Origin of the sequence: Candidatus Fermentibacter sp., assembly GCA_030373045.1 — a bacterium.
In the GTDB taxonomy this organism is placed as follows: domain Bacteria; phylum Fermentibacterota; class Fermentibacteria; order Fermentibacterales; family Fermentibacteraceae; genus Fermentibacter.
Window position 1 is genome coordinate 20,897 of record JAUCPW010000014.1, and the last position, 11,333, is coordinate 32,229.

Annotated in this window: 10 protein-coding genes and 1 other RNA gene; 9 read left to right on the forward strand and 2 right to left on the reverse strand. The window is 66.7% G+C overall.

What is annotated here, in order from left to right; translation table 11 throughout:
* Positions 1-5: 5 nt before the first annotated feature.
* The 8 genes from murD (at position 6) to QUS11_03270 (ending at position 9,718) form a co-directional block, all read left to right on the forward strand.
* Positions 6-1,349 (forward strand): UDP-N-acetylmuramoyl-L-alanine--D-glutamate ligase, encoded by a 1,344-nt coding sequence (murD, locus tag QUS11_03235; GenBank protein ID MDM7992303.1) that lies wholly within the window; start codon positions 6-8, stop codon positions 1,347-1,349.
* Complete coding sequence (locus QUS11_03240) at positions 1,346-2,452, forward strand: FtsW/RodA/SpoVE family cell cycle protein (protein ID MDM7992304.1); 1,107 nt, start codon at positions 1,346-1,348, stop codon at positions 2,450-2,452. Before murD ends, QUS11_03240 begins: the two co-directional genes overlap by 4 nt.
* On the forward strand, positions 2,449-3,528 hold the full coding sequence (locus tag QUS11_03245) for a UDP-N-acetylglucosamine--N-acetylmuramyl-(pentapeptide) pyrophosphoryl-undecaprenol N-acetylglucosamine transferase (GenBank protein ID MDM7992305.1): 1,080 nt from the start codon (positions 2,449-2,451) through the stop codon (positions 3,526-3,528). The genes QUS11_03240 and QUS11_03245 overlap by 4 nt, the downstream gene beginning before the upstream one ends.
* Positions 3,525-4,832: a cyanophycin synthetase gene (locus tag QUS11_03250; protein ID MDM7992306.1), complete on the forward strand. Its 1,308-nt coding sequence runs from the start codon at positions 3,525-3,527 to the stop codon at positions 4,830-4,832. The genes QUS11_03245 and QUS11_03250 overlap by 4 nt, the downstream gene beginning before the upstream one ends.
* On the forward strand, positions 4,829-5,536 hold the full coding sequence (locus QUS11_03255) for an FtsQ-type POTRA domain-containing protein (protein ID MDM7992307.1): 708 nt from the start codon (positions 4,829-4,831) through the stop codon (positions 5,534-5,536). The genes QUS11_03250 and QUS11_03255 overlap by 4 nt, the downstream gene beginning before the upstream one ends.
* Positions 5,533-6,771: a cell division protein FtsA gene (ftsA, locus tag QUS11_03260; protein MDM7992308.1), complete on the forward strand. Its 1,239-nt coding sequence runs from the start codon at positions 5,533-5,535 to the stop codon at positions 6,769-6,771. Before QUS11_03255 ends, ftsA begins: the two co-directional genes overlap by 4 nt.
* A gap of 16 nt (positions 6,772-6,787) precedes the next feature.
* Complete coding sequence (gene ftsZ / locus QUS11_03265) at positions 6,788-7,948, forward strand: cell division protein FtsZ (protein ID MDM7992309.1); 1,161 nt, start codon at positions 6,788-6,790, stop codon at positions 7,946-7,948.
* Between the two features lie 225 nt (positions 7,949-8,173).
* Complete coding sequence (locus QUS11_03270) at positions 8,174-9,718, forward strand: radical SAM protein (protein MDM7992310.1); 1,545 nt, start codon at positions 8,174-8,176, stop codon at positions 9,716-9,718.
* On the opposite strand, the gene QUS11_03275 is transcribed toward QUS11_03270, so the two are convergent.
* Together QUS11_03275 and rpmB are read right to left on the reverse strand one after the other, a co-directional pair.
* Positions 9,715-10,392, reverse strand: a complete 678-nt coding sequence (locus QUS11_03275; protein ID MDM7992311.1) for a hypothetical protein — start codon at positions 10,390-10,392, stop codon at positions 9,715-9,717. The genes QUS11_03270 and QUS11_03275 overlap by 4 nt on opposite strands.
* 285 nt (positions 10,393-10,677) lie before the next feature.
* Positions 10,678-10,866 (reverse strand): 50S ribosomal protein L28, encoded by a 189-nt coding sequence (gene rpmB, locus QUS11_03280; protein MDM7992312.1) that lies wholly within the window; start codon positions 10,864-10,866, stop codon positions 10,678-10,680.
* Positions 10,867-10,977: 111 nt separating this feature from the next.
* Here rpmB and ssrA point away from each other — a divergent pair.
* Positions 10,978-11,331, forward strand: a transfer-messenger RNA (tmRNA) gene (gene ssrA, locus QUS11_03285).
* Positions 11,332-11,333 lie beyond the last annotated feature (2 nt).

The window sequence follows — 11,333 nt, forward strand, 5'->3', positions numbered from 1 at the left end:
CGGGCATGCACGATTACTGGACCAGGGGAGGCGGCAGGAGGATGGGCGTGGCGGGCCTCGGGCGCAGCGGGAGGGCCGCTGCGAGGCTCCTGGCGACGAACGGCTTTGCTGTCGTCGGCTTCGACGACGACAAGTCCGTCGCGCCCTGCGAATGGTGCGGGGAGACCTGGACGGGAGAGGACTGCCTCGGGCACATCGGAGGGCTGGAGGGCCTGGTGCTGAGCCCCGGCATCCCCTCCGCCTCACCCATGCCGAGAGCCGCGGTCGAGGCCGGAATCCCCGTGACCGGCGAGATCGAGCTCGCGTCGAGGTATGCCCAGGCCCCCATCCTCGCCGTCACGGGATCCAACGGCAAGACCACCACTTCGGAGTGGCTCGGCCATGTGCTGAACAGGGCCGGCATCCGCGCCTGCGTGGCCGGGAACGTCGGCTATCCGTTCTGCCTGGCCGTGATCGAGAACCCCTACCCGGAATGGTTCGTGCTGGAGGTATCCAGCTACCAGCTCGAGACAGCCGATTCCTTCAGGCCATCGGCGGCCGCCATACTGAACCTCACCCCCGACCACCTCCTCCGCCACGGCGACATGGAGGGCTACAGGAACGCCAAGGCCCGCATCTTCATGAACCAGCACTCGGAGGATCTCACCGTACTCAACTCCGACGACCCCGAGTCCCTGCCGCTCATGGGCCTGACACGCGGCATGGAGGCCCTCTTCAGCAGGCAGAGGGAGGTGAGGGAGGGCGCGGACTGTCTCGGGGGAACGATCGTGATCGCCAGGGACGGCTCCAGATCGGCCCTGATGAAGGCTTCGGCGCTCTCGCTGCCCGGACGCCACAACCTCGAGAACGCCCTTGCGGTCGCATGCCTTGCCGGGCGGGCCGGCATCGCGCCGGAAGCCCTGGCCGAAGGCCTCTCCACCTTCGGCGGCGTGCCCCACAGGATCGAGACGGTGAGGATCCTCGACGGGGTCACGTGGGTCAACGACTCCAAGTCCACGAACCAGGACTCGCTCAAGGTGGCTCTGGAGAGTTTCGACAGGCCGGTCATCCTGATTGCCGGCGGCCTCTCGAAGAAGACGAGCTACGGCGACCTGGCCTGGCTCGTATCCGAAAGGGTCAGGGATCTGATCCTGATCGGATCGGCCACGGAGGAGCTGGCGCTCGCCTGGGCCGGGACAGCCCCGATGCACAGGGCGGGCGACATGGAGGGGGCGGTGCGTCTGGCGAGAAGCCTCGCCGGGCAGGGTGACGTGGTACTCCTTTCGCCGGCGTGCGCGAGCTTCGACCAGTACGAGAACTTCGAAAGGCGCGGAGAGCACTTCCGCTCGCTGGTGGAGGCGCTGAGGTGAACCTGCCGCCGATGGGGAGGGACGGGCGGATACTCGCGACGACCGCCCTGGTGCTGATCGTCATCGGGATCCTGGCCGTCTATTCGGCCAGTTCCTTCGCCTCGATGAGAGTGTTCGGGAACAGCCACCACTATGTGACGGGGCACCTACTCCGCATCCTCTTCGGGCTCGCGTCCGCGCTTCTGGTCTACGCCGCGGGGCCGCGGGCCTGGAAGGCAGTGGCGTGGCCGCTCTATGCCTTCTCGATAGCATGCCTGATCCCCACGGCGCTGAGCCTCTCACCGATTGCCCCCGTGGTCAACGGTTCCAGCCGCTGGCTTGTGCTGGGCGGATTCCGCTTCATGCCGTCCGAGCTGGCCAGGCTCTCGTACGTTCTCCTCACGGCAACGCTCATCTCGAAGGGGCAGATCTCGGGCAGGAGCCCGAGGGGCTTCCTGTCACTCGTGGCGCTGGCATTCGTTCCGGCGGTGCTCACCGTCTCCCAGCCCGACTTCGCGGGATGCCTCTACATGCTGGCCATGATGGCCGCGATGCTCTACATCTCGGAGGCCAGGTTCAGCCACATCCTCATTCTCTTCGGCGTGATCGCCCTCGCTGCGTCTGCCGTGCTGATCACCGAGGAGTACAGGATCGACCGGGTCAGGGGATGGATCAATCCCGAGGCGGGCATCAGCGACAACAACTTCCAGACCCAGCAGTCCAGCATAGCTCTCGGCAGCGGCGGCCTGCTGGGCAGGGGGCTGGGCCACGGGAGGCAGCAGAGGGGCTTCCTGCCGGAGGTCTTCTCCGACTTCATCCTCGCCGTGATAGGGGAGGAGACGGGCCTGATCGGGACCACCCTGGTCCTGTCGGCCTTCTGCGTTCTTCTGTGGACGGGCTTCCGCATAGCCGAGCGGGCCGACGACATCTTCGGGTCGATTCTCGCCGGCGGGATAACCGCATCGGTTGCCCTCGGCAGCTTCCTCCACTTCGCGGTGGTCACCAGGCTGCTGCCGGCGACCGGTATCACGCTGCCCCTGATATCGTGGGGCGGGACGAGCATCGTCTTCACGCTCATCGAGCTGGCCGCGGCCGCAAGGATATCGGCGGAGGCCCGCAGGTGAACCCCTTCCTGCTGGCCGGAGGCGGCACCGGGGGGCACATATCCCCGGCGCTGGCCGTGGCCGAGGCTCTGGAGAACCGGCTGGGATGGTCGGTCGCGATACACTTCGCCGCGACTCCGCGCCCTGTGGACAGGCGCATGTACGCCGGCATGGGCGAACGCGTGCACTTCCTCGATCCGCCCAGGATCGACCGCGGGCCCGCCGGACTCCTGAAGTTCCCCTTCGGCGCCGTCAGGGCATGGTTCGCCGCTAGGAGCATGATACGGACCATATCTCCCGGGGCCATCCTCTGCACGGGCGGGTACTCGTCGGTCTTCTGCGCCGCTGCCGGGCGCTCCATGGGCATCCCCGTGCTCCTGCACGAGAGCAATGCCGTCGCCGGACGCGCCAACAGGTGCTCCTCGAGGTTCGCCTCCCGCATCCTGCTCGGATTCGGAAGGGCTGCCCGCGACTTCCCCGAGGGGCGTTCCACCGTGGTCGGAAATCCTGTACGCAGCAGCCTCTCGGCTATCCCGAAGGCCGAGGCGGTCGCGCGGATGGGCCTCGATCCCGGCAGGCCCGTAGTGCTGCTCCTGGGCGGGAGCCAGGGGGCGCGCACCGTCAACGACCTCGCGCTTTCGGCTCCGTCAGGCATCCAGCTCGTGCTCCAGTGCGGCGAGCGCGACCTCGAGAGAATCGGAGGCCTCCTTTCCGGCAGGGCCGGAACGGTGGTCCGGGCCTTCGAGGACGATCCCTCGATCCTCTATTCCTGTGCAAGCATCGCCGTGGCCAGGGCCGGTGCGATGACTCTCGCGGAGCTCTGCCGCTTCCGCCTGCCCGGCCTGCTGATCCCCCTTCCGGGCGTCTCGCGCGACCACCAGACCGCCAATGCTAAGGAAGCGGAGGCGGCGGGCGGCGCCCGGGTCTTCGCGCAGGACACGCTCGATCCCGCCGAGTTCTGGGCGTCCATCGGGCATCTGCTGTCGGATCCCGGCGCCCTGGAATCGATGTCGACCTGCATGGCCGGCCTTTTCCCGCCGGATACGGCGGACAGGATAGCCCGTGTGCTCATCGAGGCATCGGGGGCATCGGCATGAGATACCACCTGATGGGGATCTGCGGCAGCGGGATGAGCGGCCTGGCGGAGTGGCTCAACCATCTCGGTCACGAGGTGGAAGGCTGCGACCGGTCTCGGGCGGCGGACTCGACCGAAGGCGGGATAAGGCGCATGCCCGGGCACGGCACGGAGCACGTCCGGGGCATCGACGTGCTGGTTCACAGCGCCGCCGTACCGCTCGACCATCCCGAGATCGCGGCAGCCAGGGCGGCTTCGGTGAAGGTCCTGAGGCGCAGCGAGATGCTCGCCGAACTGGCCTCGGGCCATGACGTGATCGCGGTGGCGGGCGCTCACGGGAAGTCAACCACCTCGGCCATGACGGGCTGGGCCCTACAGCAGGCCGGGTTCGATCCGACCGTGCTTGTGGGCGCCGAAGTGCCGGGCTGGAGGTCGGGCTTCAGGCCCGGCGGCAGACTTGCGGTGGTCGAGGCCGACGAGTACGACAGGGCCTTCCTCAGACTGCCGCACCTGCATGCTGCCGTGACGAGCTTCGACCGGGAGCACCTCGAGTGCTACGGTTCGCCGGAGGCCCTCAGGTCGGCGTTCGAGACATTCCTCGAGCTTTCGGCGCCCGGTGGCGGAGTGGTGGTTCCGGTGGAGGACGAACAGCTCGCGAGGTGGGCATCCAGGATCGGGCGACGGGTCCTGACGGCAGGGCCCGGAGGAGCCTACGACTGCGTCCCGGTCCGTCCGGACGGCTGGGGTGAGAGATACTCGCTGGGAGACATCACCGGCAGGCTGGGCATCCCCGGACTGCAGAACCTGCGCAATGCGGCCACTTCGCTCGCACTTCTCCGGCTCGCGGGGCTCGTGCCAGGGGATGCGGCCGGCCCGCTCGAATCGTTCCCCGGTGCCAGGAGGAGGCTCGAGCGCCTCGGATCGCGGGGAGGAATGCTCGTGATCTCGGACTACGCCCATCATCCCGCCGAGATGGAGGCCTCGATCAAGGCGCTCAGGAGGGTTCTGGGTGGCTCCCTGGCGGTCGTGTTCGAACCGCACCTGTATTCGAGGACCGCTTCCTTCCACGCAGGGATGGGAGCCGCGCTGGCACTCGCGGACGTGTCCGCCGTCCTGCCGGTATTCCCCGCCAGGGAGGAGCCCCTGCCCGGAGTCGACGCCGCTCTGGTGGCCCGCGACGCATCGGCCGCGGGCGCCGACTGCACTGTGCTCGACCCGGCGGGGCTCGAAGGATTCGCAGACGGCTGCGGCTGCGCGACCGTCGTGTTGATGGGCGCCGGGACGAGCGACGCCCTGGCCAGGCGGCTGGTGGGGGAGGGATCGTGAGGCGCAGGGGGGGCCTGCTCGCAGCTTTCGCAGGAGCGCTGGTGCTCGCCGCCGTGCTGATAATCCTGTACAGGTTCCTCGAGCACAGGGGCGAGTTCGATCTGAGGCGGATCTCGGTCTGGGGCTGCCGCAGGGTCGATTCGACATACGTGGCCCCCGCACTTGTCGCCCGGCTCGGGCGGCCCGTCACCGGCATGTCGACCGACTCGCTGGAAGCTGACCTCGAAGCCGTGTCCGGCATCGATTCGGCCGAGGTCTGGCTCGTCTTTCCCGACGGAGTCGGTGTTGAGCTGGAGCTGCTCGAGCCCGTGCTCGTCCTGAGCGACGGTATCGGCGAGGTCGCCCTGACGGGCGGCTGCGAACCCCTGCCTCCGACGTTCCTCTCGGATACCCTGACGAGGGTCGTGATGGCAGGCGGGGACAGGGAGGCAGTGCTGCCCGGCCTGGCTGCCTGGGCGGAGGTCGACGGCATCCCGGGCGACGTCGAGCTGATCCTGGTCGAGCCGGATGGAGCGGTGGCAGTCGTCTCCGATGGCATGAGAGTGATCCTCGGGTATTCGGACTTCGGGCGCAGGATGGACCTGTTCCTCGCCGCGGGCGGCCGCGGCGCGCTCCGTGACGGATGGGCCGAGGCCGACGCCAGGTTCGACGGGCAGCTCATCCTGCGGGAGAATCCCTCCCTGACAGAGGGGGTGTCCCTGTGAGCGAACTCCTTTCCGGGCTGGACATAGGTACTGCGACCGTGACCTGCGTGGCCGGCGAACCGATCGAAGGCGGCGGTGTGAGGATGCTGGGCGCCGGCCAGGCTCCCGTCGACGGAGCGGTCAGGGAAGGCATGCTGCTCGACGTAGGCGCCGTTGTCGAAGCGATCCACAGGGCGGTTTCCGAGGCGGCCCTCCTCTGTACGGAGGATATCGGGAGCGTCTTCGTATCGGTGAGCGGTTCGCACGTGAGAGGTTTCGACGGGACGGGCACGGTCAGCGTGGAAAAACCCGACGGGGATTCCCCTCACGAGATCACCGAAGACGATGTCGCACGGGCGGAGGAGGCGGCCAGGCTGGTCCGGCTTCCCCCCGGCAGCAGGGTTCTCGACATCGTGAAGCGCGACTACTGCGTCGACGGCTTCGACCGCATCAGGAAGCCGCCCATCGGACTGATGGCCGAGCAGATCAGCGCCCGGACCTACACCGTGATGGCCGACCGGCTGGCCGTCTCGAACATCGAGAGCGCCGTCGAGGCTGCCGGACTGGACATAGAGGGGATCATTCCCGCGGCCCTCGCCAGCGGCGCCGCGGTGCTGACCCCGGACGAGATGGAGATGGGCGTGGCCCTCGCCGACATGGGGGGGGGCACCACGGACGTCGCGGTCTTCAAGAACGGGACCCTGGCCTATCTCGGAGTGGTCCCGCTCGGTGGAAATTCCGTCACCTCCGATCTCCAGGCTCTCAGGATCCCCTGGGCGCAGGCGGAGAAGCTGAAGACCGACTGGGCGGTGGCATCGAGCTCCCTGGTCGATCCCAACCAGAGCACGAAGGTGATGAGGCTGGGCGGGCGGGGCACCTTTTCCGTGTCGCATGCCGTCGTATCCCAGGTGGCGGGCCAAAGGGTCGAGGAGATCCTCGAGGCCGTGGCGCTCGAGATCTCGCGTTCGGGCATCGATGCCGTCGATCTCCCTGGCGGGCTGATCCTCACCGGGGGCGGAAGCAGGCTCAGGGGCATCGCCGAGCTAGCGGGCAGGATCACCGGGCTCCCTGCGGAAACGGGCGTTCCAACGGGATTCGAGACATCGACCGAACTCGTGCTTGCTCCCGAGTTCTCGACCGCCGCGGGGCTCGTGCTCCTCGGGCGCGAGAGGCGCGAGGCCGCGGGTGGACGCAGGGCTGGATTTCTGGGTGAACTGACGAAGTGGATATCGGGAATAGCAGGGAGGCTCAGATGAGCCGGGAGGAGGGGAGATGGTAGTCACTCAGCTCGTCGAAGTCGGGGAGGAGGCGACCGGGAGGGCCAGGATCAAGGTCGTCGGAGTCGGAGGCTGCGGATGCAATGCGATCAACCGGATGATCAGGGCGAACCTGACCGGTGTCGAATTCGTCGCGGTCAACACCGACATGCAGGCCCTCAACAACTGCCTGGCCGACGGCAAGGTGCAGATCGGGCCGAGGGCCACCCGTGGCCTGGGAGCCGGCGGGAACGTCGAGATCGGCGAACAGGCCGCCGAGGAGAGCCTCAAGGAGATCGAGGAAAGCCTGACGGGATGCCACATGGTCTTCATAGCCGCCGGCATGGGCGGTGGAACCGGCACCGGGGCGACCCCGATAGTCGCGCGGGCGGCCGCCGATGCCGGCGCGATAACGGTAGGGGTGGTGACCCGGCCGTTCGAGTTCGAGGGGGCGATACGCCTCGATCAGGCCGAACACGGCATCGCCGCGCTGCGCAAGGTGGTCGACACGCTGATAGTCATCCCCAACGAGAGGCTCCGCACGCTGGCCGAGGACGACTCCAAGTTCGAGGACATGCTCGACATGTCCAACAGCGTGCTCCTGAACGCGGTCGAGGGCATCAGCTCCCTCATCACCACGCCCGGCGTCATCAACAGGGACTTCCAGGACGTGAAGACCGTGATCACCCAGGGCGGGGGCGCGATGATCGGCACGGGAAGGGCCACCGGCCCGAGCCGCGCGTCGGAGGCGGCCCGCGAGGCCATCTCCGGCCCCCTCCTCGACGGGATCTCCATCGAAGGGGCGAAGGCGCTGCTGGTCAACATACAGACCTCTTCGTCGACCTTCAGGTTCAAGGAGTTCGAGGAGGCCATGGAGATGATCACGAGGGCCGCGGGTCCCCAGGCCAACGTCTTCATGGGCACAAGCCTGAACGAGAGTCTCGGGGACGAGCTGAGGATCACCGTGGTTGCCACGGGATTCGGGAGCCCGGTCCAGGTGGAGCCCGAGGAGGTCGTGCTGAAGTCGGCCGACCGATCCACATCGATCCCGTTCGGCCCCCAGCCGAAGGACAAGGCCCCGTCCCTCAGCGTCCCGTTCAGGCCGCTGACTGGCAACTCGGAGCTGGTGAAGAGCGAGAGCAAGCTGCCCTCGTTCATCAAGAGGACGGTTGACTGAGGAATTCCGTAGATAAAACGTCTATAATTGGACCGGATTGCACCCGGGCGTATATTCCTGCCGTGTTAACAGCGACGGGGGGCGTAACTGAAGCGTAAGTCGGCGGCCGAGAGGTACGAGGAGAGGCGCAGGGATATCCTCTCCCGCGAACGGCACACGCATGGGAAGGCGTCGCGCGGCGTCTTCGAGACCGTGCTCGCCTATCCGAACTCCTACGCCGTCGGGATGACCTCCCTCGGTTTCCAGCGCGTCCTCAGCCAGATGTCCGACTGGCCCGACACCCTCTGCGAGAGGGCATTCATGCCCGAAGCCGACGAGCTCGCCTGGAGGCGCAAGACAGGGCGCCCCCTCGTGACGCTCGACGGAGGCCGCGCTCTGCGCAGCTGCGATCTGCTCGCCTTCAGCATCTCCTGCGAGTACGACTACATAAATGTCCTCGGGATGATGAAGCTCTCGGGCATCGCACCCAGGGCTTCCGACCGCACCGACGACTGGCCGCTGGTGATAGCGGGCGGCCTCTGCGTGACGGCCAATCCAATGCCGATGGCGCAGTTCCTCGATGTTATGGTGATAGGCGAGTCGGAGCCCACGCTCGGCCCCCTGCTCGACACCATCAAGAGCATGGGATCCCAGGGCGCGGGCAAGAAGAGACTGCTGAAGCAGCTGTCCACCCTGCCCGGCATCTACGTGCCGTCGGTGCACTCGGCGAAGTCGCCGAGGGCGTCGATCATGCGCCAGTGGGCCGGTGTGGAGGGCCTCGGGGCGCACTCCGTGGTCACAACGCCCGAGAGCGTCTTCGAGGACACGATCATGCTCGAGATAGCCCGGGGATGCCCCTTCAACTGCCGATTCTGCCTGCCCGGGTACGCATATCTGCCCTATCGGGAATCCAGGCCCGAGGACATCATGCCGATCCTCGACTCCATGCCCGGGGGGGCCCGGGTCGGCTTCGTGGCCTGCTCGCCGGATTCGCACCCGTCGTTCCGCGAGTTCATCGATCACGCGCGTGCGGCAGGTCTCGAGGTCAGCATCGGCTCCCAGAGGGCCGAGAATCCTTCGCAGCTCGGCGAGGGAGACCTGCACGGCACCACGCTCACCATAGCCCCCGAGACCGGCGCCGACGGCCTGAGGCGCGTGATAGGCAAGAGCCTCCGCAACGAGGCCATCCTCAACACCGTGGGCAACGCTTCCGGCTCGGTCTCGCGGATCAGGATGTACTTCATCTACGGATTCCCGTTCGAGACGGACGATGACAGGGCCGAGATCTCCAGGCTGGTGGCCGAGATCAGGACCCTGACGCCCCTGCCCGTATCCGTCAGCATCAACCCCTTCATCCCCAAGCCCTGGACGGCCTTCCAGTGGTCACCCCTGGCGCGGGTCGAAGACCTTCGCAGGTGGCGCGACGAGATCACTCGGACGCTCAGAGCCGTCCCGAACGTGGCGGTCAGGTTCCTCGGCGCCCGGGAGGCGCACATACAGGCCCTGCTTGCCCGTGGTGACCACAGGGTGGGGGATGCGCTGCTCGGAAGGCTCGACGGTGACGGCTGGCCCCAAGCCTTCCAGAAGGCCGGGATCGACATGAACTGGGTGTTCGAGCAGGTGAAGCCCGGCACCCCGTTCGAGTGGGACTTCATCAACATGGGCTTCGGCTACACCAGGCTCGCCCGCGAGTTCAGCCTCGCGGCCTCCATGAACCAGGCCCGCTTCCGCGTTCCCGAGAAGCTGACCGAGGCCGTCCCGGCCCAGACGGAAGCCTCGCCCTGCAGCTAGCGGAGAATTCCCGATCCGCCAGGCTCCCTCTCGAATTCCTCCAGTTGCCCTCTTTCGAAGATTGAACTCTTGATATCCGCCCAGGTCGAGGGCTGGAGAGCCTGGCCGTCGTAGGCGGTCAGCAGGAAGTCCGAGACCCACCAGTCGAGATTCACGGTGCCTGCCGTTGCACCCCAGCATGACGCGGCCACCCTGGCGTGGTAGATGAAGCGGAGCGTGTCGCCCGGGGAAACGGCGAGCGAACAGGAGAAGTGCTCCGAACCCTCCGGATTGTACGGCGTCCCCATGGCGCTGTCGAAGTACTTGAGAAGGAACGGCTGCGTGTCTCCGTCTATGGAGTACAGGACCGAAACGTGGCCGTAGGCGTCGTCGTACTCGGTTGAGTTATACGCTGAGATGAGCCACTCGTGATCGAACTCCAGGACCGCCCCGGTCGTCGCCGCCGGGACGACTATCACGTCCGATATGATGTAAGCGTCATGAATATCGTTCTCCCCATATTCGTAGGCGGTTGCGTAGAGATCGACGTAGACCTCGCTCCCGAAACTCCATTCGGGCGTCGCGATCCACCCTTCCGGAAGCGAAGTGAGGGGATATGCCCACTGGGTGGCGGAGGCCGGCGACACGGCGAACAGGATCGTCAGGACCGTACCTGCAAGGAGCCGGTATCTCATCGGGTACCTCCCTTGTATGCATGCACATTTTCCTGGGAATGCAGCCTCGTGTCAAGCATTGGCCGGACGACGCGTGCGCCTGATGATCGATGGTTTGCCGACATCGGCCGGCAGCCTCCCGGCCGGCGTCCACCACACGCCGATGCCGTTGTGGAGCAAGTGAATATCGCCCACGGATCCATCGCCGGTGGAGGATGCCCGGGGATTCCCGACAGATTCACTGAGCAGCTCTGCACGGTAAAGAAAAGGGCGGCCGAAGCCGCCCGCGGAACGATGTCGGAAGGATCAGGCCTTCTGGATCTTGCCGGCCCTGATGCAGGAGGTGCAGACCTTCACCCGCTGTACGAGCCCGCCGAGCCTGACGCGGGCGTTCTGGAGGTTGGGCTTCCAGATGTGCTTCGTGCGCCTGTGGGAATGGCTGACCCTGCATCCCGTGCCGTAGGAACGGCCGCAGATATCACACTTGAAAGACATTTGCTTCTCCCCTTGTGACTCCGGTTTGAAGGCCATTTATACCAGATGCCGCAACACTGTGCAAGGCCACTTGACCAAACCGCGTCATTCGTCTATCTAGAGACATTGCGTGGGGGCGATCGGTTTCGACGGGCTCGGTCGAGATCCCCCGGCAGCATGCCGAGGCCCCGCAGCCTCGTTAAAATGCGGGACTGTACAACTGCCGCCTAACATCGGCACCTCGCGGCTCCAATGAGCGGGCCGCGCGTCCGCCCCGGTGCTGTCTGTCCGCCGGGGGCCGGGCGTAAGAAGGCGGGCTGGCCGAAGTCCCCCCGCTCCCGGGTGGCAACGGCGAGACACAATGGGAGATACCGGAGGGAGGGCCGTCCGGAGCCCGACCCGAGGGAAACTTAATCCGGTCTAAGCATGTAGCGGCCGTCGGATCCCTGAGCGCGGACGCGGGTTCGATTCCCGCCGCCTCCACCATC